This window comes from Spartinivicinus marinus (assembly GCF_026309355.1).
GTDB classification, from domain to species: Bacteria; Pseudomonadota; Gammaproteobacteria; order Pseudomonadales; family Zooshikellaceae; genus Spartinivicinus; species Spartinivicinus marinus.
Genome location: NZ_JAPJZK010000001.1, coordinates 4,983,821 through 5,009,466, shown reverse-complemented (window position 1 = coordinate 5,009,466; position 25,646 = coordinate 4,983,821). Strand labels below are relative to the sequence as shown.

Genomic DNA, 25,646 nt, shown 5'->3' with positions numbered 1-25,646 from the left:
TTGGCACAACCGTCAGATATTTTTGTGAAAGCTTTGATAAATAAACACTGCTAACACAAAACATTGAACCATCGACCTCCAGCTTATGAGCGGTTACAACAGACTTTAACTTGCGCTTGTTGTTTGCTATACGACAATTTACAGCAACAATCTAGAGCGGCAATGCTTCTTACGTCTTACAATAATTATGGTGCATATTTTTCAAGCCGTGCAATATTTAGCCGCTTTTTAGCCATAAATTTTTATCTAAGACTTACGCGCAACCTGTTTCCTATTCATTGCTTGATTCTAGTTTGCTGCCAGTGCAGCTGCTGCTTCTACATCAACGGCTACCAAACGAGATACACCAGGCTCTTGCATGGTTACCCCCATTAATTGGCTGGCAGCTTCCATCGCTATTTTATTATGGGTAATGTAAATAAATTGTACTGATTTAGACATTTCCGTCACCATGCGAGCATAGCGTCCCACATTAGCATCATCTAACGGTGCATCAACTTCATCCAACATACAAAATGGCGCAGGATTTAACTGGAAAATCGAAAACACTAACGCGATGGCTGTTAATGCTTTCTCACCACCTGACAGCAAATGAATCGTGCTGTTTTTCTTACCTGGAGGTCTGGCCATTATCGCCACACCCGTATCTAATAAATCCTCACCTGTTAGTTCTAAATAAGCACTTCCGCCGCCAAACACCTTCGGGAAAAGGGTTTGTAACCCATTATTGACCTTATCAAAAGTACTCTTAAACCGATTACGCGTTTCTTTATCAATTTTTCTGATGGCATCCTCAAGCGTATTTAATGCCTCTTGTAAATCGTCATTTTGGGCATCTAAATAACGTTTACGCTCCGACTGCACTTCATATTCTTCAATCGCTGCCAAGTTAATGGCACCCAGTCGCTGGATTTTATTAGCCAGTTTTTCCAGTGCTTCAGTCCAGATGGTTTCATCAGCATCGTCAGGAAGCTCAGCAATGACTTGCTCTAAATCAAACTGCTCTGCCTGTAGTTGTTCTTGCAAAGTATTTAATCTAACTGCTAAACCTTGCCACTCAATACGTTGCTGCTCTAATTCACCACGAATTTTAGTCGCTTGCTGTTCCGCACCACTACGTAGTTTTTCATATTGTCGTATTTCATGATCAACGGCTTCAAGCTCTCGACGAGCGTTGCCTAATTCATCTTCAACTTGAATTCGACGCTCTAATTGCGCTTCAAGTTCCATAGCCCATTCAGCTAGCGGTAATTCCGTTTGAGCAATAGTCTCTTTTATTTGGCTCTGCTGTTCAGCAAAACGTGACACCTGGCTGGTTAACCGGCTTAACCCCTGCTCAATTGACTGAAGCTGTGTTGTCAAAGACTGCTGACGTAACGCCAACTGGTGCGACTTATCTTTATCATAACGGGCCTGCTGACGTGCTTGATCAAGTGCCGCCCTAATTTCATCACGGCTAGCTAACAGCTGCTCACGCTGCCCTTCATCATCTGCCATTAAGTCCAACGCTTCTTGTAACAGCAATCGTGCTTCACCAATATTCTGCTGCTCTTGGTGCTGTTGAGAGGATAGCTCTTCTAGCTCCTGAAGCACCCTGCTGCGCCGTTCAAGCACCTGCTCTACCTTTACCTGCTTACCACTCAGAGCAGCTTTACACTCTCCCTGTTGTCGATTGAGTTCAGCCAGGGTTTTCTGAAGCTGCTCTCGCTGCTGTTCTGCAGCTCGATGCTGATCCTGCATTTCAGTCAGTTGCTGGTTGTGAGTAGCAATGGTGGTTTCCAGGTGATCAATGGAGTTTGCCAGACTTTCCAGCGCTTGCTTGCGCTTTAAGATGCCTGCCTGGGCATTGTCGCCTTTGGCCACTCTTAGCCAGTTTGGTCCTACCCAAATACCTTCCTGGCATACTACTGACTCATGGGCAGCCAGCTCATGGCGATGGGCCAGGGCTTCTGATAGGGTTTCAGCTAGGTAAATTCCTGATAGCAAAGGGGCTATATGGCTTTCATCATTCACTACCGACAACAAAGATGTTTTGCCATTGTGTGAGGTTGTAAGCTGCGAACTTTGCGGTTCAAGCAATGTTACGGAGCCCTCTTTAAGCATGGCCAGCTGATTGGCGGATGTATCCAGCTGATCCACGACTATTGCTTGCAAACAGTCACCCAGCACAGTTTCTAATGCTGTTTCCCAACCCGGTGTGACCGACAACTGCTCTGCCAGCCTGGTTTGCTCTGCTAGCCCAACGTCAGTGATCCAGCTATTGGCCTGGTCATTGTCTCCCATAGCAGCTTGTTGCAAGGCCTCTAAAGATGCAAAGCGCCCACGGGCCTGTTGTAGCTCACTGCGCAACTGGTCCAATGCTTCCGTTAATTGCTGCTCTTGTTGACGATAATGGTCAATTGACTGGGCAACCGTTTCTACTTGCCCAACTTGTGACTCTGCATTCAGCTCCAACTCTGATAGCTGTTCTTGCAGTAAAGCAATTTCTTCTTCCAAAGGCCCTGCTGAAAGCCCTAGTTGCTCTTCTTCCAAGCGATGAATCCGCTCATGAAGTCGCTTGAGTACTTGTTCTAAGTGTTGAATGCGGGACTGTTCAACTTCTGCTTTTCGTTTAGGCTCTGCTGATCGCTGGTTAAACTGGTCCCAATTGTTTTGCCAGTTTTGCATTGATTCTTCTGCTGTTTGTAACGCAATGGCAGACTCCTCTTCAGCAGCGCTAAGTAATTCCAGCTCAGGGGTTATTTCTGCTAGCTCTTCGGTTAATTGGGCTTGTAGCTGCTGATCATTAGCTAAATCTGCGTTAGCCTCTTGTAAGTTGCTTTCACTGGCCTGCAAGTCTTGCTGAAGCTCCGCCAACCTGGTCTTAGCATGTTGGATGCTTTGCTCTACCCGAGCAACCTCAGCACCAATGCTGTAATAACGGCCTTGGACCTCATTAAACTGATCAGTTAGAGAAATATGCTGCTCCCGCTGCTTTTCAATGGCGGAATCTTGCGATCGCTGGCCTGCAACTTCTGCTTCCAGCTTAACTTCCAGCTCACCAATTAATTGTTTTTTAGTTTCCACCTGCTGATGAATGGCCCGCCAGCGCAACCCTTGTAGTTGGGCTTTTTTCAACCGCTCTTCGTCTCTAAATGCTTTATATTTTTCGGCTGCTTGTGCTTGACGATGCAGGTGGTGTAGTTGACGCTCCAGTTCTTCACGTAGGTCAGTCAATCGCTCAAGGTTTTCAGTGGTACGGCGAATACGGTTTTCTGTTTCACGGCGGCGCTCTTTATATTTTGATATCCCCGCCGCTTCTTCAATAAAAACCCTTAACTCTTCAGGCTTTGATTCAATTAAATTAGAGATAATTCCCTGGCTGATAATGGCATAGCTCCGAGGCCCTAACCCCGTACCTAGGAAAATATCAGTAATGTCTTTACGCCGACATTTTGTACCATTTAGAAAATATTGGTTTTTACTATCGCGGGTGACTCGGCGCTTAACTGAAATTTCACTGTATTTGGCGTACTCTCCCACCAATGAGCCATCACTATTATCAAAAATCAACTCAACCGAGGCTTGCCCCACAGGTTTCCGTGCATTTGAGCCATTAAAGATAACATCGGTCATTGACTCGCCACGCAGGTTTTTAGCGGAACTTTCTCCCATTACCCAACGCACAGCATCGATGATATTTGATTTTCCACAACCATTAGGACCCACTACACCACACATATTACTGGGTAGGGGAACATTGGTGGGGTCAACAAAAGACTTAAAGCCTGCCAGTTTGATTGATTTAAGCCGCATGTAACATTAAATCTCAATAAACTTACTTTATAAGATGGCGGGACAATAATAAGACTAGTTGTAATTGTCTAAGCCTGCCGTATTAAAGGCACCCCAAAAGACCGCTTAATAGCACTTTTACTCAAGGATGCATGCACATAGGCTTAACAACTAACATTTTTAACAGGTAAGAGCTTGCTTAGAAAGCTTATTACTTACTAACAAATTACTTACTCACAAAACCACTCCACTAGGCTGCTATATAGGCTTTAAAAAGCATACAGCCCACATTCTGCTTATTTCACTTTAATCATACAGTGGCAGAACAAGGTGAGTGGTTTTAGTATGTAGAGTAACCGCTTTACCAATACAACTAACTACAGTCCCCAACTAAAGCAAGTTTACACAGGCAGTGAACTGAATGCACCTAGAAAGTTGTATAGATAGAAGTCAGTAGCATTATCAAAATAACGCTACTGTTCTCAATCAAAGGTAGAATCGATTAAAATTAGATCAATTTCATTTAATATTCACGACCTCCTACAACTTTCATTAGCATATCCCGGTGGTGTTTACCGTAGGCAGCAACAACTTGTCTGATTTGCTGTTGATCTCTTTGTTCAACTACCTGAATTAACGCCTTAAAAAAGCCTAAGCTTTTAACAATATGATCCTCATATTTGCTTGCGACTAAGAAATAGGTTCGATGGATAGCAGGCTGAACATTGGCTAAAATTTGTTCCAAGTAGGAATTATCAGCAATCGGTAGTGCTTGACGTAAAATATCAAAGCTTACCTCAATGTAACGCTCAATATTGCGTTGCTCAGCTAATAGCTCAAGCTCTTTTAACGTTGCCTTGAACGGTTTCAGCTGAACTTCAGCCTGCCAATTCTCAGCCACTTTCAAAGCAAGAAATGAATACAACTCCACCACCATTTCATATAGGCTTTGCACTCTATGCTCAGTTAATTCAGTGACCATTGCACCACGACGGGGCAAAATATCAATTAAATGCTTGCGTTGTAATATCAGCAAGGCTTCTCGAACAGAACCACGGCTTACTCCTAACTCGCTTGCTACCTTTAATTCCTGAATCCTTTCCTTAGCAAGTAGCTCTCCTTTAATAATTTTACTTGCTAAGTGTTGTGCAATTTGTTCAGAAAGACTATCAGATGCTTTAAAGACCATTACTGATTCCAGTTATGTAATTTATTATTTCATTATTCACACAAAGATACATAATAATTATTGAAAGCTAAACAGTCATCATATAAGTACAATTATTTTTCTATTTATACGACAAAAACTGTACAAAAAGCTACACTTTTCGATTGAAAATTTTATTGTTAGACAGGTAGAAATAAAAAAGACTGTATTTTTACAGCCTTTTCAATGTTTACAACATGATATTCAGAACATCATATAGCTAAAACGAGTTGTTTTATAATCTTAATTTCTAAGCTTTTAGTCTAATATTTAGGAACTACTGGCAATTGCTCAAAGAAACTACTGAAGGATATTTTTTATAGGCAAGAGGGGGAGGTACGCTATGTTGTCAGCCACATGAATAATTGACAACACAGCATCGTGAAATACTAACTACTGCTTTTAGAGATGGCTAAACGTACAACCCCTTTATGATTCACTTTAATATTTTGCTTGCTGACTACATAGTCACTTTGAGTAGCATCTCCTGAAATAGAGATTTTAGCAATCACATCAACCATCTGATATTGAGACAATTTATTTCCAGCTATCATGACTTTTGAGTCATTAAGTTTTACCAAAGCAGGTAGTTCACTAATCTGGAGTGGTACAACTGCAACAGGCATTCTCATGCTAGCGTGCTTAGCTAACACATAAACCTTCGCCTGCTTAGGCAACTGTTGTAGTAATGTTTCATCCAATTCCACTAAAACACTGATTTCTGCATCAGCGAGTTTTTCTCCATCAACTTGTTTAGACGCAGGCTTATCTGCCTCTTGTGGTTTTGATGGAGCACTTTCTGTACTCGCCAATTGTTGTGCTTTTGCTATTCCCTGCTGTAACGCAGTGGCTGTTGCATGATCAGGGCGAGTAGCTAACACTTGTTGCCAATAATGAATTGCCTGTTGGTAATCCCCTGACTCAAATGCCGCAATTCCCATAATGCCAAGCGCCGTGGGTTGGTTCGGCTGAATAGTCAATGCTTGCTGAGCAAGCGTTGTGACTTCTTGAGTGATTTTATTATTTTGCCTTAAGTATTTAACCTGCGCTAACTGCGCAATGACTGATGGGTCATCCGGAGCTTGTACTTTTAATACTGTAAAAGCCTGCTCTGCCTTTCCCAACTGATTCATTGCCATATAAGTACGGGCCAATAAATAATGCACTTGTGGTTGGTTAGGATAGTCAGCAGCTAATGTTTCCAGTGAATTAACCAACTCTTTGCCACTGGCATTATCCCAGTCAATTGCTTTTAGCTCTTGGGTAAATGCCAATTGCTGACTTCCACCCAATAATAAATAAAGGCCAATTGCAGCCACAGGCAAGCTACCCCCTGCCAACCAAGTTATTGTGCTCAACCGGGTTGACTTTACCTGTTGATAATCGGCCAGTAAGCGTTTTCCTAAGGCATTTTTTTGCTCTTCATAGTCCAGGCTATCTAGCTGGCCATCCGCATGAGCAGAGTCTAGCTCGGCTAATTGTTGCTGGTAACGAGCAACCTGCTCAGCTTGCTGTTGTTGGCTGGCTTCATTTAATCGCCTGTTAAGACGGGGAATTGGTAATAATATAAACAACACAGCAATGATTAAAAATACTGCTGCAGTAACCCAAAATAACATCATGACTTCGGTTCTTCATGCTGGTGAATAATAGCTTCAATTTGCTGCTGCTCAGCTTCCGATAATGAAGCTGAAGCGGGAGCAGTAGATGACTGCCCCTTCCTAATTAATCGATAAAAAATCCCTGCCCCCACTACTAACAAAATAAATGGCCCTATCCACAATAACCAGGTTTTCTTACTAAAGGCAGGTCGATATAAAACAAATTCTCCGTAACGAGCTACCATAAAGTCAGCAATGGCTTGGTTTGACTGTCCAGCTAGCAACTGTCGGTATATTTCTTCACGAAGATCTTTCGCAATGGGCGCATTGGAATCAGCAATATTCTGGTTTTGACATTTAGGGCAGCGAAGCTCATCCGTTAACTGTTTAAACCGCTGGCGTTGCTCTTCAGTTTGAAATGGATAAGTATCAATAGCAGCCCAACTAACTGACAACCACCCCACAGTGCTCACCAGCAAAATCAGCAGTGGCTTTAAACACGCTTTCATATTCATTGCTAACGACATCCCACTAGCCTGCATCCTGTTGTACTGTTCCTGCCGTATTCATTTTTAAGGCATCGTATTTTGGTTTAATTTTAGTCAGCCAAACCTGTTCATCTACCACACCAACATGCTTATAACGAATAACCCCTTCCCTATCGATTAAGTAGGTTTCAGGTGCACCATAAACACCTAAATCCAATCCAAGCCGTCCTTTCTCATCAAACACACTAAACACATAAGGGTTCTTTAGCTTAGTTAGCCATTGCTGAGCAGCCGCACGATCATCCTTATAATTAACACCGATAATTTTCACCCCTTGCTGGGCCAGCTTGAGTAAATAGGGATGCTCTACCTGACAAGAAGGACACCAGGTCGCCCATACATTAACCAGTGCAACTTCTCCTAATAATGCCTGTTTACCAACATTAGTTTCAGCAGACTGCACAGTAGGAAGTGAGAATGCTGGAAATGGCTTATTCAGTAATGCGGATGTCAGGCTGTCATCTTTGTCATAAATACCTTGATAAAGAAAACCTACTAACGCAATAAACAACAGTAAGGGAATAAATAACTTAAGCCGTGCCATCAGCAACCACCTCAGCCTTGACTACGTGGGAATTCGTTTGTTTTGCAGTCAATCGCAGGCGATAACGTTTATCAAGCGCCGCCAGCACGCCGCCTAGAGCCATCAATAAAGCACCCAACCAAATCAACCGAACAAATGCTTTAAAGTGTACTCTTACTGCCCAGGCACCACTTTCATCAAGCGGTTCACCTAGTGCTACATACAAATCACGGAATAAACCTGGATCAATTGCGGCTTCGGTCATAACATTTTGCTGCACCGGATAACGGCGCTTTTCAGGCTTTAATGATGCAACCACCTGCTCATCTTTGGTTACAACCAACTGGCCCTGTTGGGCAACATAGTTTGGCCCTTGTTTTTCTTGAATCCCTTTAAATAAAAACTGATAACCAGCCAAGTTAACGGAATCCCCAGGTGCTAGCTTTATATCCCGCTCAATACTGTAAAAACTGGTCAATACCGCCCCCGCTATAGTGACCGCAAAGCCAATATGCGCAAACCACATACCATAGTAATGCCTCGGTAGCCGACGTAAGCCAGAGATAAAAGACGACTGATTTCGGGTTTTATAATAAAGCTGTTTGACTGAAGCGAGACATATCCAGGCCACGAGCGAAACAGCCAACCAAGCAGGTAATAACCAGCCATCACCGTAACTGAAGCAAAATACAACACCTAAAATCACACTGACCAAGCCAATATACCGCAGTTGTTGCCATAAAAAGCTTGCCTTAGACTGCTTCCAGTTGGCCCAAATGCCAATTCCCAAACAAATAGCCAGAGGAGCCATAAATACCGAAAACATTAAGTCAAAATAGGGTTTACCTATAGAAATACTGTTATCCCCTAAGGCTTTTGCAATCAGTGGGTATAGGGTACCAATTAAAATCATGGCAGTAGCCACTGATAGAAATATATTATTTAGCAACAATAATGCTTCTTTAGACTGCCAGCTAAATCGCTGCTGACTGGCCACTGCTGGTGCGCGAAAGGCATACAAAGTAAACGAGCCACCAATTACAATCAGCAATAACACTAAAATAAAGACACCACGGGAAGGATCACTGGCAAACGAGTGAACTGAAGTTAATACGCCAGAACGAACTAAGAAGGCTCCTAACAGACTCAAGGAAAAAGAAAAAATCGCTAAAAAAACGGTCCAGCTTTTAAAAACGCCTCGTTTTTCTGTCACAGCCAATGAGTGCATTAATGCCGTTCCCACCAACCAGGGCATAAATGAAGCATTTTCCACAGGGTCCCAGAACCACCAGCCTCCCCAGCCAAGCTCGTAGTATGCCCACCAGCTACCTAGTGCAATACCAACGGTTAAAAACGCCCAGGCAACAGCTGTCCAAGGTCGAGACCAACGGGCCCAAGTAGCATCTAAACGTCCTTCCAACAATGCGGTAATAGCAAAGGCAAATACCACAGAAAAGCCTACATAGCCCACATATAACAAAGGTGGATGAATGATTAAGCCAAAGTCTTGCAGCAAAGGATTCAGATCACGCCCATCCGCTGGGGTATTGGGTAATAAGCGCTCAAAGGGGTTTGAGGTAATCACCAAAAACAGTAAAAACCCAACTGAGCACCAGCCTAAAATAGCTAACACCCTTGCTGTTACTCGCTCAGGCAGATGGTTACTGGCTAGCGCTACCGCAAAAGTCCAGCAGGCCATAATAAGGCACCAGAGTAGGAACGAGCCTTCATGGGCACCCCATACAGCACTGAATTTATAAGGTGTTGGCAGCAGTGTATTAGAGTTTTGGGCAACATAGGCAACAGAAAAGTCATCCACTAAAAAGGCATAAGCTAAGCAGCCAAAACTGAGTGCTAGGAAGACCAGCTGGCCAGTTGCCAGGGGCTTAGCCAGCCCCATCATGATGTGGTCTTTACAGTAGCTGCCCATTAGTGGCACAACAGCGAGTAATACAGCCAAACACAAAGCAATTATTAATGCCAGGTGGCCAAGTTCTGGAATCATGCTATTTTTTCTCCAGCTGACACAAGGTTATTTATCTGTCCCATCATTGTGCAGATGCCTGGGTGTTACGACCAGGATGCCCAGCCTTTTCAAGTGCTTCCTGTACTTCTGGCGGCATATAGTTTTCATCATGTTTAGCCAATACCTCATCAGCTTCTACAACCTGATTAGCTGACAATTTGCCTAAGGCAATGATTCCTTGCCCTTCGCGGAACAGGTCCGGCAAAATACCTTCATAGCGAACAACTGCCGTGGCTTGTTGATCGGTAATGGTAAACTCCACCTTTAAACTCTGAGGATCACGCTTGACTGATCCCGGTACAACTAAGCCACCCACTCGAATTTTCTGATCCAGCTTGGCTTCACCTGCCTGCAACTGCTGGGGAGAGTAGAAATAGTTGACGTTTTCTTGCAGAGCAAACAGTGCTAACCCCACAGCCAAGCTAACACCAAGCACAATGAATATCACCACCAACAGCCGTTGCTTACGTACTGGATTCATGACTGACCTACCTCTTCCCGGCGGATACTTCGTAAGGTGTCTTTAATCAGCTGCTTACGCTTTAACCATGGGCTCAAAACGTTGTACAAAACCACCATCAGGCCAATCGCATAACTGACCCACACATAGGGACCATGCCCCCCCATTAACCAAAACTGCTGCCATGACTCAAAATACATAAAACACACCTATTGAAACCGCTTCATCCAAAGCCGCACCCATTGTGTGCGCCGTTCTCGCCATAGAATTTCATTGCGTAGCCGGTATAAAAAGACCACCAGAAAAAAGCAATAAAACCCCGCAATACATATCAGCAATGGCACTAACATTTCGGGTGCCATGCTAGGCTTTTCGGTGAGTTTTAAAGTGGCAGGTTGATGTAGCGTATTCCACCACTCCACGGAGTATTTGATAATCGGGATATTAACCAGCCCAACCAACGCCAGCACTGCACACGCTTTGGCTGCAGTTTGAACATTATCAATGGCGTTTTCTAAGGCAATAAAACCTAAATAAAGAAATAATAAAATCAGCATTGAGGTAAGTCGGGCATCCCACTCCCACCAGGTACCCCAGGTAGGTTTGCCCCAAATAGCACCTGTGAGTAAAGCAAGGATGGTGAAAGAAGCACCAATGGGGGCACAACATTTAGCTGCCATATCGGCCAGTTTCATTTTCCAAATTAAACCTACTGCCCCTGCAATTGCCATCGTGACGTAGCAGGCTTGGGCGAGAAAAGCACTGGGTACATGAATAAAAATAATGCGGTAGCTATTACCTTGCTGGTAATCAGGTGGTGCAAACGCTAGCCCCCATACAACCCCTGTCGTTAGCAAGCCAATGGATACCCAGACCAACCAGGGTAGCCATTTACCACTTTTCTCAAAAAACCACTTAGGAGAGCCTAAGCGGTGAAACCAGGTCCACTTCATGAGTAAACAATCAATACCAGTTATTCAGAAACACTTATTCGCAACCCTGCTGCAATGGCAAAAGGTGCCAGAGTAATGCCTAACACTAACAATACAGCCAGCCACAATAGCTGACCTTCATAGGGTAACGCTTGGGTAGCAGCAATCACAGCACCCGAGCCAAAGATCAATACCGGAATATTCAGCGGCAACACCAGTAATGACAATAATACCCCACCTTTTTTCAAGCCAACAGTTAAGGCTGCACCAATAGCGCCAATTAAACTTAATAAAGGTGTACCTAATAGTAAACTAGCCAACAGTGGCCACCAGGCAGTATCAGGCAGGTGCAGCATTAACGCCAAAATCGGGGTGAATAGTAGTAGAAGCGCTCCACTCACCAACCAATGGACCAGCACTTTCGCTAGTGCCAGCCAAAATAAGGGCACAGGGGATAACACTAATAGATTTAGCGAACCATCATCATAGTCATGTTTAAACAGCTGATCCAAAGACAACATCACTGCTAACAAAGCGGCTACCCAAATCACTCCTGGTGCAATCAAGGCAAGCATTTTTCGCTCAGGGGTAATGCCCAGCGGAAACAAAGACGCTACCAGTAAGAAAAAAATCAGTGGATTAACTATTTCTGCCCGACGACGAAACGCGAGCAACAAATCCCGCTTTACTATCAATTGAAATGCACTTAACAAACCCACAATTGTCTCCTAGTGAGCCTGATAATCAAGCAGTGATAGATGATGAAGTTGGTGGTAATCAAGGTTCAGTTGATGGTGAGTGGTTAAAATAATAGCTTTGCCCGCTTTGGCTTTTTCCAGCAACAATTGTTCAAGTTCTGCCACACCTGTTTTATCGATAGCCGTAAAGGGTTCGTCTAAAATCCACAGGGGTTGAGTGGCTAATTGCAAGCGTGCCAGAGCAACTCGCCGCAACTGACCAGCAGATAGATGGTGACAAAGTACATCTTCATAGCCAGTTAAACCAACCTGAGCCAACGCCTCCATTACTGCCTGACTGGATACATCACCATACATTCCCAAATACCAGGATAGGTTTTCAATCGGTGTCAAATGGGCCTTAACTCCAACCTGGTGTCCCGTATACAACAGTGACTGCTGAAAGCTTGCCCGTAGCATTTGAATAGGTGTGCCTTGCCATAACACCTCACCCGTTTGGGGCATCAGTAAGCCGGCCAGAATACGCAGTAAAGTGGTTTTACCAGAACCGTTAGGGCCTTCCACCTGCCAGATTTCGCCTGGGTTAACCTGGAAGCTTAACTGTTGAAACAACCAGCGATCATCTCGTTCACACGCCAATTGTTGCACATTGAGAAAGTCTGACACCAAAACCCCTTCACTGCACTGAGCTTATTCGATCAGGCCACGTTAAATTGCAGTAGCCTCCACTGGTGGGGCATTATACGCATCAGAACCATTTGACCCAAGTGATAACAAGAGTTTCATTTTACTTAGCTTGCACTAATAAGCACTTTTATTGATATCCCGCAAAAGCCACTCTCACATCCAGAAGTAATCAATCAGTAAAAAATAAGCTATAGCTTTAAGATAAAGTTAAATATTGGCACTAAAAGGACAACGGATTGGCTGATTTAATCCCTGGTAAGCCAGTGGAACCTACTGCAGCTCCCAAACCAACAAGTAACGTAACAGCTGGCACCAATTTGCAGGGGGCTACCACCACTAACAACCCTCAACAAACCCTTGTGGTTAATCAGGTTCTCACTTCTGTTCCTGCCAACCAGAAGAGTCAATTGTTACAGTTAGATCAAAATGGTCACTATGTTATTGAAGCTAAAGATCAGGCAGGAAAATCCTGGTGGTTTCGCAGTAACACGCCTTGGCCAAATAATAGTATTTTACACGTTAGTTTACCCAAATCAGGTAACCAGTTGACATTGTTGCGGGAGGTAACACTACCGAGCCCTCAACAACAATTACAAAACCTTAGCCGTATACTAGAAGCTAACCCGCAGCCATCTGGCCGACAAGGGCAAGTGCTGAATAGTTTACCTACCCCTCACCTTAGAACATCAATACCCTTAGGTGAAGGCGGTAATCGGTTATTGCCTGTTCTACTAGGTCAAAACAACCAAGTATTTTGGCTCAACACAGATCAACCCATTTTGCCTGGCCACATCGTTAATCTATATCGCACTCACCAATGCATTCACTTGCAAAGCCTACCCTACCAGCAAAGTCAGTGGTTAACTCTCAACCAGTCATTGCAACAAACAGTGGCCCATAGCCTACCGGTTCATCAGGTACTCAAGCAGCTGGCACAAACCATTCGACACAATCAGCAACATCCCAATAACCTACCAAAAATATTCAGTGACTTTGTTAGCCAATTACCGACGATCAAGCAATTAACCACACCCAAAGAACTGAGCCAGTGGCTAAAAAATAGTGGCTTATTTTTCGAACAAAAAATAGCTAATCAACCCGCAGTCGCTCAGCAATCAATAAAAGAGTCTCAAGATCTGAAAGGCCTATTACTCCAATTAGTCAAGTTGCTAAGCAAAACCAGCCAGCCACTCTCTTCCCCTGGCACAGCTCGGCAGTCCCCATGGGCACAGTTATATAAGGCTATGCCACAGCCACTTAATCACCAGTTTCCCTGGCTTACAGCCGCTGTCACCAAGCCAAATACACAACTAGAATTAGTGCAGCTGTTAAAACAGGCTGTTTACCGTTTACAAAGCAACCAGCTAATATCTTTGCAACCAACTCTAGCAACACCAACTGCTGATGCCCCAGTTATTCAGCAATGGCAATTGGAAATTCCTCTGTTTATACAAAACCAGTGGCACAGTATTCAATTAGAACTACAAAAACAAAATGACCAAACCAACTCATCATCAACAGAAGAACAAGAAATTCTCTGGCAATTTCAACTCAGTTTTGACATCCCTCCTATTGGACCGTTATATGCCAGAGTCAAATTACGCGGTAATAAAGCAAGTGCCTCTTTTTGGGCTGAGCAACAAGCCACTTATCAGGTAATTAATCAGCATATCGAAGATCTACAACAAGCGTTAACCAAGCGGGGAATACAAGTTGAGACACTGACGTGCCAGCAAGGCACTCCCGCCAGACAAAATACGTTTATTGAACAACATTTAATTGATATTAAAACCTAATGGATAACACACAACAAACAGCAGTTGCTTTATTTTATGATGGTGAAGCAGCGCCTAAAGTAACGGCTAAAGGATCAGACGAAATTGCCGAAGCGATAATTGCTATCGCTACTGAATGTGAAGTGCCTTTATATCAAAATAAAGAGCTAGTCCATTTACTGGCTGGATTAGAATTAGGAGAAGAAATACCTGAACTTTTGTATTTTACCATCGCTGAAATTATTGCTTTTGCTTATAAACTTCAAGGAAAATACCCTAAGGGTTGGCAGGATACTACTGAGAATAATCAACAGGAAGTCAATAAACAGGAAGATAGTCAACAGAAAAACAGCCAACAAAATAATAGCAATCAGCTACCTCATTTGCCTGACCCTGATGAGTGAGGGGAAGGTCTATGTACCAAAGCAACTAACTCTGCTTCTGCTTTCGATAACCCACAAGCATCCATGATTTCTTCTACCGACGCTCCCATTGCACATAATTTATTTGCTTGTGTATATGACAACTGCCCAGCATCACGCTGCTCAAGAATTTCTTGTTGATCGATAGTTTTTGTCAGTTTGGTTTCTACCTGCTGCAAACGCTGTCCTACCCCAATAGCCCCTGCACCCACGGCCTTGATATCCTGTTGTAACTGCTGAATCGTAAGCTGCTGTTTATTTATTATTTTTTTTTGTTGCCAACAATAAATCACTGCGGTGATGGCAAAGATACAACTGCTAAAAGCAACCAAATAAGCCCCGGCTATTTCACTCATACATTCACTGTCAGGGCCGATTATTTTATCTTTACATCTCTCCGATGTCGGCCCACTCACCTTCTGACATTAATTTATCTAGCTCAACAAGAATTAATAGTTCATTATTTTTATTACAAACACCTTGAATAAACTTAGCGGTTTCTTCATTGCCGACATTAGGTGCCGTTTCAATTTCTGACTGTCTTAAATAAACCACTTCTGCCACACTATCAACCAAAATCCCTACTACTTGTTTTTCCGCTTCAATAATGACAATCCGGGTGTTATCTGTTACTTCAGCCGGTTGCAAACCAAACCGCTGACGAGTATCAATAACAGTGACTACATTTCCCCTCAAATTAATAATACCCAGCACATAAGTGGGCGCACCAGGTACAGGAGCAATTTCGGTATAACGTAATACTTCTTGCACTTGCATTACATTAATACCGTAGGTTTCATCATCTAAACGAAAGGTTACCCACTGTAGAATGGGGTCTTCCGAGCTTTGACTTTGTGTAGTATGTGTTGCCATAAACTGCTCTCTTCCAACATAATTCCCCGGTTTGCATCTTTAACTATAATATAGGGCTATCAAAATGCTTACTTTTTGGCAACATGCCCATCATCTTTGCTATCAGCAGCTTCTGAATTATTAGATGAGCGGTTCAGACTCGCTTGTTCATCAAATAGTTTTGCCAGTTTTGCTATATCCAGTAAAGCACACATCTCATCAATCACAATGCCAGCCAACCAAGGCCGTTGAGTTTTCTTAGTACGCCATCTCACCGCATCAGGACTGATTCTAACTGCATGGGCCAGATCATGTACCGCTATCCCCCAACGTGTTTTATCAACACTAATAATATAGTGATAGTTATCCTTAGCTTGGGTCTTGTAACGTTCTGGCATCACCCACCAGGCGGTATCGACAACAGAAAGCGACTGATCATGGTGTTTATAGAGCCCTAAAACCCAGTCTGGCTGCCCAGCCACTTGAGTAACTGAGTCATTAAAGAGATAAACACCCCCTAAACACACAAGTGGGACTGCTAACGTGAGTCCTGCCACATTGAATAACAGGCATTCAAAAGGATTTTCAGCCCAATCAGGCCTTCCCTGATCAACGGCTGTGACTGGCGGTGCCGATTGAGCCTTAGCAATAATCAGTTCAGCCAGAGAGGCCTTTTGCAGCTTTTGTAAGTCAGTAACGGTATCTAGCTCAGGGGCTGCTATTGTCTGTTGTAGTGCTTCAACTGGAGGGGTTAATACTTGTTGAGGGAATAATACCTCAGGAAGTAGACGGGTAGTTGTAGCAGCTGTTGACTGCTGCGACGATGATGCCTGTGGTTGAGTCATTAACGCTTCCTGCTTTACTGAACTTGCATCTGCTGTCAAGCTTCCATTACTTGGCTGCGTGTGTTGTGTTGATAATGGCTTGTCCAAAGCTGGCTCTGCTATACCATGGTTGTCATGCAACAGGTCACTCAAATAATCTTCCAACGCATCATTTACTGATTGATTAGGTCCTTCTAAAGGCTTCATAAGCTAACTCACCGCCTTTGATATCACCTTGGCTTGCAGGTTTAATAAATCTTTTAGTAAGTGCTGATAGGCTTTTACCCCACGAGAGTGGTTATCCAACTCATGAATGGTAACCCCCTGCTCACTGGCATCGCGAAACTTAGTATCTACCGGAATATAAGACTGCCAGACTTGTTCAGAGTAGTTAGCCCGCAGTGCTCTTAAAGCAGCAATACTGGCATGGGTACGTCGGTCAAAGAGGGTAGGTACAATCAAATAAGGGAGTTGCTTTTTTCTAGAGTGATTAATCATATCCAAGGTATGCATCATCCTCTCTAACCCCTTGATAGCTAAAAACTCGGTCTGAACTGGAATCAACAGTCGTTCACTGGCAGCCAAGGCATTAACCATTAGTACACCTAACTGAGGAGGCGTATCAAGTAATACAAAGTCAAAATGCTCCCATAAATGAGCCAGTGCTTTTGATAGTACCAGCCCATATCCCCCTTCTCCGGCGAGCTTTCGTTCTAACGTAGCAATAGCCGTCGTGGCAGGCAAAAAATTGACATTAGGGTGACTGGTTTCTAACACTAGTTGACCAGGCAGATTTTCTGGCACATTACCCTGATGTTGAAATAAGTCGAATACACTATGCTCAAGGTGGTCAGGGTCATACTTAAAATAACAAGTCAAAGACGCATGGGGATCTAAATCAACCAACAGAACTTTTTTATTTACACTACCCAGCAAGCCCCCAAGTGTGACAACTGTGGTGGTTTTACCTACTCCACCCTTTTGATTAGATACTGCCCAAACTCTCACTATTCACTCCCATGCCAATTGAATTCCCACTCAATTACAACAAGTCTAAATGGCAAAAGACGCAAGGATTAAGCCAAGCAATCATTATTATTACAGTATAGCTATTGTTTTAAGCAGAAGGTTTAAGAGTATAGTCAGGGCCTGGCAGGATTATTACGCCCTCCTGCCGTATTAACACTATTTCGAACATCCAGATTTTTCGAAATGACTAATATCACTCGGCGATTTTGACGCCGCCCCTCTGGGGTATCGTTGGTTGTAATAGGCTGAAACTGGCCATACCCCACTGCAGCCATTCGCCTAGGATCTACCCCATAACTAGCCAATAGCCTGACCACTGCCGCCGCCCTTGCAGCAGAGAGCTCCCAGTTGGTCGGAAATTGATTAGTATTAATTGGCCTATTATCGGTAAAACCTTCTATATGCAGTGGGTTTTGATAGTTTTTCAATATATCTGCCACCTGTTTTATAATATCAAAGGCTGCATTAGAAGGTATCGAGTCACCACTGAGAAATAATAAATTGCTTTTTAATTCAATTTCTACCCACAATTCATTGCCCGTAATGGTTAATAAATCTTTACTGATTAAGTCTGAAAATGTTTCACTGAACTGGCTTTCTAACTGCGCCAAAGTGTCATCTTGAGGTTGCTCAGTTTTACTGTCATCCAAGGTCATATCAAATGCATCTGGCACTTGAATAATATCCACTGGTTTATCAGGAAAACGCTGGGTAATATCACCTATTTGGATGGGTTTTAGGGATCGATCTGGCTCACTAAAAACCCCTACTAAGGTTTCTGATAAAATACGGTACTTGCCTTCATTCACTGAAGAAATTGAATACATTACTACAAAAAAAGCAAATAATAAGGTAATAAAGTCGGCATAGGAAACTAACCACCGCTCATGATTTTCATGCTCTTCTCGCATTCGTCGTCTTGGCATAAATCAGTTGGTAAATCCTTGCAGTTTTAGTTCAATTGCACGAGGATTTTCACCATCAGCAATCGATAATATTCCTTCTATCATCATTTCCCGATAAAGGGATTGGCGATGAATACAAAACTTTAACTTGTTTGCAGCGGGTAATAAAAACAAATTAGCAAAGGCTACACCATAAATTGTAGCAACAAATGCTGTGGCAATACCGGCACCTAATTGCGAAGGATCTGCCAGATTCCCCATCACATGAATTAACCCCATTACCGCCCCAATAATACCAATAGTCGGAGAATACCCGCCCATACTTTCAAACACCTTGGCTGCCTGCATATCACGGGTTTCAACCGCATATAAATCTACTTCCATGACATTTCTCAACACTTCCGGCTCACTGCCATCTACCAATAGTTGCAACCCCTTTTTAGCAAAGACATCCATCTCGGAATCAGCAATTGCCTCTAGCCCAAGCAACCCTTCCTTACGCGCGGTCATACTCCAATTAACGACTTTGCTGATACCTTCTTGAATTTCAAACTGTGGTGGAATAAATATCCACAAAAACATTCGCAGTGCCCGTTTAAAACTCACTGCTGAAGTTTGAATACAGGCAGCCCCGAGGGTACCACCAAATACAATTAGTGCAGCTGGGCCATTAATTAATGCGCTTGCATGTCCCCCTTCCAGGTAATTGCCGCCTATAATGGCTAAAACAGCGAGGATAACCCCCACCACACTTAACACATCCATATATGAATGCTGTATCCTTGTTTATTGTATGAATATAATACAAGTGCTTAATATAATAGGTATTTAAATGTAGATATTGAGTTTTACTTCCCTGTTAACGTTAATTGATCAAAATGCTCTGCAGCAGTAGGTATACTCTTGAGTTATGCTCTTGCTTCAATAATTGATATCTTAGATGGCTTCTACTAATCGTTGGCTGAGGCTCTCCAAGCCAACCACTTCATCCGCTAAATTGGCATTAATGATGGCCATTGGCATCCCAAAAATAACACAACTTTCCCGGTCTTGGGCCCACACCTTTGAGCCTTTGGCTTTAAGCATTCGCGCCCCTTCCCTGCCATCGGCTCCCATCCCAGTTAACACCACAGCTAATACTTTATCGCCAAAGGCTTTGGCAGCAGAGCCAAAGGTCACATCTACACAAGGCTTATAATTTAACCGCTCATCACCAGCCAGTACCCGAACCGTTCCTCCACCTCGGCTATCAACCATCAGTTGTTTACCGCCAGGGGCTAACAAGGCTACCCCTGGTTTCAATTGATCACCATCTTCGGCCTCTTTTACATTTATTTGACATAGCCGATGAAGCCGTTCAGCAAAGGCTTTAGTAAAAGTACCCGGCATATGTTGAATCAGTAAAATAGGCGCAGGAAAATTACCAGGCAACGCGGTTAATACTTTTTGTAAAGCAACGGGGCCACCAGTGGAAGTACCAATAGCCACCAGTTTATGGCGAGCACTGCCACGATTAAAAGTAACCACTTTACCTGCAACTGCTTCGTTTGAGGCTAGGTCATGAATGATTTTTTTGGGTTTTGCGGCCGTCGGTGGTGGTGGGGCTGATGTCTTTGGCGCAGCGGGAGCCGCCGGAGCGGGAGAAGCCGCAGGTTCAGCAACGATGCTTTTACCTTGAATATGACTACGAGCGACCGCTTTTACGCGGTCACAAAGGGTTTTTCTTAATTCAGCACTATTTCTGGAAATATCTTCAAAGTTTTTTGGTAAATAATCCACAGCACCTGCTTCCAATGCATCTAACGTAACTCGAGCCCCTTCATGAGTTAATGAGGAAAACATCAATACAGGAGTCGGATGAGTTTCCATGATTTTAACAAGCGCGGTAATACCATCCATGACCGGCATTTCATAATCCATCGTAATGACATCAGGCTTTAATTCGAGATTTTTATCGACCGCTTCTCTGCCATTATCTGCAGTACCCACCACCTGGATTTGTGGGTCTGTTTTTAAAATTTCGCTGACCCGGCGACGGAAAAAACCTGAGTCATCAACAATTAGCACTCTAATGGCCACCCAGTCGCTCCTGTTTGTTAGCTAACAAAGTCAATACCATGTTTATGCATACTCTTTCAGTAAGCTAGGCACATCCAAAATTAATGCAATTCGCCCATCGCCTGTAATGGTGGCACCCGCCATCCCAGGCGTGCCTTGCAAGGTCTGTCCCAGGGGTTTAATGACCACTTCTTCCTGCCCAATGAGTTGATCGACGACAAACCCCACTCGTTGTGTACCTACAGATACCACGACTACATGAGCTTCTGTCTTCGTAACATCACTTTCATCAAATCGTCTGCCATTAATTAACCAACGCTTTAAGTGGAACAGTGGCAATGCTTTTTCTCTGACAATCACCACTTCCTGTCCATCTACCACATTAGTTTTCGATAAATCCAGATGAAAAATTTCATTCACACTGACTAGAGGTAAAGCAAATGCTTGGTTTTCCAGCATTACCATTAAGGTTGGCATAATTGCCAATGTTAATGGCACTTTAATAATAAGCTTAGAGCCTTCTCCTTTTACTGAGTCAATATTAATGGTGCCATTTAATTGAGAGATTTTATTTTTTACGACATCCATGCCCACCCCACGGCCAGAAATATCAGTAATTTCAGTTTTAGTTGAAAAACCGGGGGCAAAAATTAAGTTATAACACTCGTTATCCGATAGCCGATCCGCTGCATCCTGTTCATAAATCCCGCGAGAAACAGCAATTCCTCTTAATTTATCAGGGTCCATACCTGCACCGTCATCCGCAATGGATAGTAAAATATGATCGCCCTCTTGCTGGGCTGATAATACGACGGTGCCTTTGCGTGATTTACCTGCTTTTTCACGATCCTCTGGCGATTCAATACCATGATCAACCGCATTTCTGACCAAATGCACTAAAGGGTCAGCTAACGCTTCAACTAGGTTTTTATCTAGGTCGGTTTCTTCACCTTCAAGCTCTAAATTAATTTCTTTTTTCAAGCTTCTAGCCAAATCCCTTACTACCCGAGGAAACCGGCCAAATACTTTCTTGATCGGTTGCATCCGGGTTTTCATCACTGATAACTGAAGGTCACCTGTGACTACATCCAGGTTGGCAACGGCCTTTGATAGCACCTCATCGCCACTTTTGTTACCCAACCTGACCAATCGATTCCTGACTAACACCAGCTCACCGACCATGTTCATGATGTCATCAAGTCGCGCAGTATCCACCCGAACGGTTGCTTCTGCTGCCGGTGCTTCTTTGGCTGGCGCGGGTTTGCCGCCACCACCCGCTGGTTGACGGGCTTCGGCTGCCGCAGGCGGTTTAGGTGGACTGGCTGGAGGTGCTGCTGCCGGTGGCTCTCGTTTGACTGGCGCCGCAGTAGCGGCTGGTTGTGCTGGTGGAGGGGAAGCTGCCGCAGGCTTAGTAGGTGCAGCAGGAGGGCTCCCTTGTAGTTCATCTAGCAGGCTTTCAAACTCAGCTTCCGTTATCAAGTCGCTTCCTGTTTTGGCTGCGGCAGCTGCTGGAGCGCCTGCAGGGGCAGCAGGTGTAGTCGCAGCGGGTGGAGCCTCCGCTGTTTCAGCTGGAGTAGTAGCCTGGCCAACTGGAGCACTCCCGCCATGCAACTCATTCAACAGGGCCTCAAACTCATCTTCTGTAATTTCATCACTACCACTGGGTGGCGCTGCAGCCGAAGTAGTGGCTGGTGCAGGTTCAGCTGCTTTAGCGGGAGGTTCAGGCGGTGTTGCTGCGTCACTACTGACAGGACCACTGCCATGTAATTGGTCCAACAGCGCTTCAAACTCATCCTCAGTAATTTCATCACCACCAGCGGCGGTTGGCGCTGCCGCTTTAACCTCTGATGATTCATCTGCCACTGCATCTAACAGCTTTTCAAACTCTGCATCAGTGATATCCCCCCCTCCTTCAGTGCCAGCATTCGCAGTCGGTTGCTGGGGTGTGGTGGAGGCTGGCTCTGGTTCAGTAGGTGCAGGTTCCGGCGGTGCAGCTGCTTCTGCGGCAGGTGCAGCCCCTTCAGGCTGGGCTAAGTCAGCCAGAGCCTTTAATAACTCAGGATCAGCAGGTGTTGGCTCAACCCGGTCACGTACCTGGCTGAACATTTCATTAATGGTATCGAGTGCTTGCAACACCACATCCATTAATTCAGTCGAGACCTTCCGCTGCCCGTTACGCAGCATATCAAAAACGTTTTCAGCCACATGACAGCAGTCAACAAGACTATTTAATTGAAGAAACCCTGCTCCTCCTTTAACGGTGTGGAATCCCCGGAAAATAGCATTTAATAAATCCATATCATCGGGGCTATTTTCCAGGTCAACGAGCTGTTCAGAAAGCAGCTCTAAGATTTCTCCGGCTTCGACTAAAAAATCCTGCAGGATGTCTTCATCAGCCTCGAAACTCATGAGACAGCTCCCCTAAAACCCCAAACTAGAAAGCAAATCATCAACATCATCTTGGCCTGACACTACATCGACCCGTTCCTCTGCTTTGATTTGTGGACCTTCAGCAGCGATAGAATCTTCTTCAGTTACTGTTATTTCATGTTCAATACCAGTCAGTTTATCTACCTGACCCGCCATCCTGACGAGGTCAACTAAACTGTCTTCTACCTGCTGAACAAGCTCAACGACTCTTTTAATAACCTGACCAGTTAAGTCCTGATAATTTTGTGCAACTAAAATTTCAGTTAAGTTGCTATGGACTTGATTAACTTGTTTTTCACTGCGATCTAAAAACTCATCCATCTGTTTATAAAGCTTTCTAAATTCATCAGGGTTCATTTGTCGCTTGCGAATTTTTGACCACTCATCTCGTAAGCTATGAGCATCAGACTTTAATTCACCGACTATCGGCATACAGTTATCCACCAAATCCATGGTGGTATTTGCCGCACTTTCAGTCATCTTTGTGACATATTCCAAACGATCAGAAGCGTCCACCATATCTGACATATTTTCTTGATCGCCACCTGCCAGCCCCGCTTCAACATGAAAGTTTCGAATCGACTCATGTAATGCCCGGGTTAGTCTGCCTACCTCTTTATATAAGCTTTTATCCCTAACCTCGTTAATTTCCTGAATGACTTCTATGGCATCTTTTAAATTGCCTTTTTCCAGATGCTCCACCATTTTTTGAGCCTGCTCTTTCAGGCTCGTTTCAAATTCAGTGGGTGCCTGGTCTTTTAATTTATCAAGCAGCGACATATATACCTCTTAACCACCTGCTTCAACACGCTCGAAAATCTTTTCGATTTTCTCCTTCAACACCGCAGCAGTAAAAGGTTTTACTACATAGCCATTCACACCGGCCTGAGCAGCTTCAATAATCTGATCGCGCTTGGCTTCAGCAGTTACCATTAAAACAGGAAGTGCATTTAGTTTTGGGTCTGCCCTTACAGCTTTGAGTAAGTCAATACCTGTCATACCCGGCATATTCCAGTCGGTCACCAGAAAATCAAAGCCACCACTTTGCAACATAGGTAGTGCAGTTTGCCCGTCATCAGCTTCTGACGTATTAGTGAAACCTAAGTCACGTAACAAGTTTTTTATAATCCGTCTCATCGTAGAGAAATCATCTACGATCAGAATTTTCATATTTTTGTCCAAAGCGACCTCCATCAAGCCACATTGATGTTTGTGCTGAACATCTAACTTACTAGTCTAGTAGGTCATTAAGAGGGTGCCAGTCTATTCAACTGCCCAGTCTTGCAGACGTGCTCGAAGCCGAGCAGCAGCTTGACTGTGAAGCTGACTTACACGTGACTCACTCACCCCCAATACCATGCCAATTTCCTTGAGGTTAAGCTCTTCGTCATAATAGAGTGAGAGCAATAACTGCTCTCGTTCCGGTAGCGTGGCAATGGCTTTAGCCAGTGCTTTTTTAAATTGCTCAGTTTGATGCTTGGTTGGCGGCGATGATTGTTGTTGATCCGCTAACCAAGAGTGCCTTCCATCTTGGCTACTCAGTAATTCTTCAAAGCTAAATAACCGGCTTGAAGCTGTATCACTTAACAGCTGATGGTATTCAGTTAAGCTCAATCCTAATTCTTCTGCAATTTCTCCATCTTTTGCGTCGCGTCCAAGTCTCGCTTCAAGCCCACTGATTGCTTCTGTAATCCGCCGACTATTTCGATGTACCGAGCGAGGTACCCAATCCCCTTTGCGAATTTCATCAAGCATAGCGCCGCGAATGCGAATACCCGCATAGGTTTCAAAGGTGGCACCTTTGCTCCCATCATACTTTTTAGCAGCCTCTAATAGGCCTATCATGCCTGCTTGTAATAAATCATCTAATTGCACCTGAGATGGCAGCCGGGCAGCTAAATGATGGGCAATTCGTTTCACTAAACCAGTATATTGTTCAATTAATTGCTGGTTAAATTGCTGTCCTGACTTAGAATACAAACCGGCTTCATTCGACACCATAAAATTGCCTATTACCTTCCTACTTCACCAGCAACCAGGTTTTCAATAAAAAATTCTAAATGACCTCGCGGTGATGACGGGAGAGGAAAGGCATCGACTTTTTGTGCTAGTGCTCGAATTGCCACAGCAGCTTTAGAACGGGGGTAGATATCAATAACAGCACGTTGCCGCATAACAGCCTTTCGTACAGCCTCATCCTGCGGGATAGCACCCAAATATTGCAGTGCCACTTCTAAAAATCGATCAGTTACATTGGCTAGTTTATTATATATATTATGGCCTTCCTGCTGAGTTCTCACCATATTAGCCACGACTCGAAACCGCAATAAACCATAATCACGGTGCAATAATTTAATCAAAGCGTAAGCATCAGTAATTGAGGTAGGCTCATCAGTAACAACAATAATTAATTCTTGCGCCGCTCGAACAAAACTAATGACCGTATCGGAAATACCCGCTGCGGTATCGATGATTAGCATGTCCAATTGGTTACTGAGCTCGCTGAAGGCTGAAATCATTCCCGCATGTTCCTGGGGACTCAGCTCAGTCATTTTCTGAGTGCCGGAAGAAGCAGGAATAATTCGAACACCACCCGGGCCTTGTAAAATAATATCTCTTAAATCACAGCGCCCAGCCAATACATCTGCCATATTCCGAGTCGGGGATAAGCCCAATAAAATATCTACATTTGCCAACCCTAAATCAGCATCTAGCAGCATCACCCGCCGCCCCAGTTCCGCCAATGCTATGCTCAAATTTACTGCTAGATTTGTTTTACCTACTCCCCCTTTTGCTCCGGTCACTGCCACTACTTGTACTGGATGTTTGATCATATGCGGAATAATCCTGGTTATATCCTTAATGAATAGCTCATCGCATCAACCTCCTAAAACT

Annotated in this window: 25 protein-coding genes; 2 read left to right on the top strand and 23 right to left on the bottom strand. The window is 44.0% G+C overall.

Going from position 1 to position 25,646, the window contains the following annotated elements; all coding sequences use genetic code 11:
- Positions 1-288: 288 nt before the first annotated feature.
- From smc to ccmA, 11 genes are all read right to left on the bottom strand, one after another.
- Positions 289-3,795 (bottom strand): chromosome segregation protein SMC, encoded by a 3,507-nt coding sequence (gene smc, locus OQE68_RS22490; RefSeq protein WP_180567485.1) that lies wholly within the window; start codon positions 3,793-3,795, stop codon positions 289-291.
- 502 nt (positions 3,796-4,297) lie between these two features.
- Complete coding sequence (locus OQE68_RS22485; RefSeq protein WP_180567486.1) at positions 4,298-4,963, bottom strand: GntR family transcriptional regulator; 666 nt, start codon at positions 4,961-4,963, stop codon at positions 4,298-4,300.
- A gap of 407 nt (positions 4,964-5,370) precedes the next feature.
- Positions 5,371-6,603: a c-type cytochrome biogenesis protein CcmI gene (gene ccmI / locus OQE68_RS22480; RefSeq protein ID WP_180567487.1), complete on the bottom strand. Its 1,233-nt coding sequence runs from the start codon at positions 6,601-6,603 to the stop codon at positions 5,371-5,373.
- On the bottom strand, positions 6,600-7,091 hold the full coding sequence (locus OQE68_RS22475) for a cytochrome c-type biogenesis protein (RefSeq protein ID WP_180567488.1): 492 nt from the start codon (positions 7,089-7,091) through the stop codon (positions 6,600-6,602). The genes ccmI and OQE68_RS22475 overlap by 4 nt, the downstream gene beginning before the upstream one ends.
- A 22-nt stretch (positions 7,092-7,113) precedes the next feature.
- Entirely contained in the window at positions 7,114-7,674 is a 561-nt protein-coding gene (locus OQE68_RS22470) for a DsbE family thiol:disulfide interchange protein (RefSeq protein ID WP_180567489.1), read from the bottom strand.
- Entirely contained in the window at positions 7,661-9,658 is a 1,998-nt protein-coding gene (locus tag OQE68_RS22465) for a heme lyase CcmF/NrfE family subunit (RefSeq protein ID WP_180567490.1), read from the bottom strand. The genes OQE68_RS22470 and OQE68_RS22465 overlap by 14 nt, the downstream gene beginning before the upstream one ends.
- A gap of 43 nt (positions 9,659-9,701) precedes the next feature.
- Entirely contained in the window at positions 9,702-10,160 is a 459-nt protein-coding gene (gene ccmE / locus OQE68_RS22460; RefSeq protein WP_180567491.1) for a cytochrome c maturation protein CcmE, read from the bottom strand.
- Positions 10,157-10,339 carry a heme exporter protein CcmD gene (gene ccmD, locus OQE68_RS22455; protein ID WP_180567492.1) on the bottom strand — a complete coding sequence of 61 codons (183 nt, stop codon included), beginning with the start codon at positions 10,337-10,339 and terminating at the stop codon, positions 10,157-10,159. Before ccmD ends, ccmE begins: the two co-directional genes overlap by 4 nt.
- A 9-nt stretch (positions 10,340-10,348) precedes the next feature.
- Positions 10,349-11,092 (bottom strand): heme ABC transporter permease, encoded by a 744-nt coding sequence (locus tag OQE68_RS22450; protein ID WP_180567493.1) that lies wholly within the window; start codon positions 11,090-11,092, stop codon positions 10,349-10,351.
- Positions 11,093-11,112: 20 nt separating this feature from the next.
- A complete protein-coding gene (ccmB, locus tag OQE68_RS22445; protein WP_434801419.1) occupies positions 11,113-11,790 on the bottom strand; it encodes a heme exporter protein CcmB in 678 nt (225 codons plus the stop codon).
- A gap of 9 nt (positions 11,791-11,799) precedes the next feature.
- A complete protein-coding gene (gene ccmA / locus OQE68_RS22440; RefSeq protein ID WP_180567494.1) occupies positions 11,800-12,435 on the bottom strand; it encodes a cytochrome c biogenesis heme-transporting ATPase CcmA in 636 nt (211 codons plus the stop codon).
- 257 nt (positions 12,436-12,692) lie between these two features.
- On the opposite strand from ccmA, the gene fliK reads away from it, so the two are divergent.
- On the top strand, positions 12,693-14,252 hold the full coding sequence (gene fliK, locus OQE68_RS22435; protein WP_180567495.1) for a flagellar hook-length control protein FliK: 1,560 nt from the start codon (positions 12,693-12,695) through the stop codon (positions 14,250-14,252).
- Positions 14,252-14,635, top strand: a complete 384-nt coding sequence (locus OQE68_RS22430) for an EscU/YscU/HrcU family type III secretion system export apparatus switch protein (RefSeq protein WP_180567496.1) — start codon at positions 14,252-14,254, stop codon at positions 14,633-14,635. The genes fliK and OQE68_RS22430 overlap by 1 nt, the downstream gene beginning before the upstream one ends.
- Here OQE68_RS22430 and OQE68_RS22425 read toward each other — a convergent pair.
- From OQE68_RS22425 to OQE68_RS22370, 12 genes are all read right to left on the bottom strand, one after another.
- On the bottom strand, positions 14,611-15,009 hold the full coding sequence (locus tag OQE68_RS22425) for a DUF2802 domain-containing protein (protein ID WP_180567497.1): 399 nt from the start codon (positions 15,007-15,009) through the stop codon (positions 14,611-14,613). The genes OQE68_RS22430 and OQE68_RS22425 overlap by 25 nt on opposite strands.
- A gap of 31 nt (positions 15,010-15,040) precedes the next feature.
- On the bottom strand, positions 15,041-15,526 hold the full coding sequence (locus OQE68_RS22420) for a chemotaxis protein CheW (RefSeq protein ID WP_180567498.1): 486 nt from the start codon (positions 15,524-15,526) through the stop codon (positions 15,041-15,043).
- 68 nt (positions 15,527-15,594) lie between these two features.
- Positions 15,595-16,536, bottom strand: a complete 942-nt coding sequence (locus OQE68_RS22415; protein WP_180567499.1) for a chemotaxis protein CheW — start codon at positions 16,534-16,536, stop codon at positions 15,595-15,597.
- Between the two features lie 3 nt (positions 16,537-16,539).
- Positions 16,540-17,337: a ParA family protein gene (locus OQE68_RS22410; protein WP_180567500.1), complete on the bottom strand. Its 798-nt coding sequence runs from the start codon at positions 17,335-17,337 to the stop codon at positions 16,540-16,542.
- A gap of 134 nt (positions 17,338-17,471) precedes the next feature.
- Positions 17,472-18,284: a flagellar motor protein MotD gene (gene motD / locus OQE68_RS22405; RefSeq protein ID WP_180567501.1), complete on the bottom strand. Its 813-nt coding sequence runs from the start codon at positions 18,282-18,284 to the stop codon at positions 17,472-17,474.
- A 3-nt stretch (positions 18,285-18,287) separates the two neighbouring features.
- Positions 18,288-19,028, bottom strand: coding sequence for a flagellar motor protein (locus OQE68_RS22400; RefSeq protein ID WP_180567502.1), 741 nt, complete (start codon positions 19,026-19,028; stop codon positions 18,288-18,290).
- A 171-nt stretch (positions 19,029-19,199) separates the two neighbouring features.
- Positions 19,200-20,342, bottom strand: a complete 1,143-nt coding sequence (locus OQE68_RS22395; protein ID WP_180567503.1) for a protein-glutamate methylesterase/protein-glutamine glutaminase — start codon at positions 20,340-20,342, stop codon at positions 19,200-19,202.
- A gap of 42 nt (positions 20,343-20,384) precedes the next feature.
- Entirely contained in the window at positions 20,385-22,730 is a 2,346-nt protein-coding gene (locus OQE68_RS22390; RefSeq protein WP_180567504.1) for a chemotaxis protein CheA, read from the bottom strand.
- 12 nt (positions 22,731-22,742) lie between these two features.
- The gene (locus OQE68_RS22385; RefSeq protein ID WP_180567505.1) at positions 22,743-23,531 is read right to left on the bottom strand and encodes a protein phosphatase CheZ; all 789 of its coding nucleotides are present in this window, start codon (positions 23,529-23,531) and stop codon (positions 22,743-22,745) included.
- Positions 23,532-23,540: 9 nt separating this feature from the next.
- On the bottom strand, positions 23,541-23,921 hold the full coding sequence (gene cheY, locus OQE68_RS22380) for a chemotaxis response regulator CheY (protein ID WP_434801420.1): 381 nt from the start codon (positions 23,919-23,921) through the stop codon (positions 23,541-23,543).
- A 93-nt stretch (positions 23,922-24,014) separates the two neighbouring features.
- Positions 24,015-24,752, bottom strand: coding sequence for an RNA polymerase sigma factor FliA (locus tag OQE68_RS22375; RefSeq protein ID WP_180567507.1), 738 nt, complete (start codon positions 24,750-24,752; stop codon positions 24,015-24,017).
- An 11-nt stretch (positions 24,753-24,763) separates the two neighbouring features.
- Complete coding sequence (locus tag OQE68_RS22370) at positions 24,764-25,585, bottom strand: MinD/ParA family protein (protein WP_180567508.1); 822 nt, start codon at positions 25,583-25,585, stop codon at positions 24,764-24,766.
- Positions 25,586-25,646: the final 61 nt, after the last annotated feature.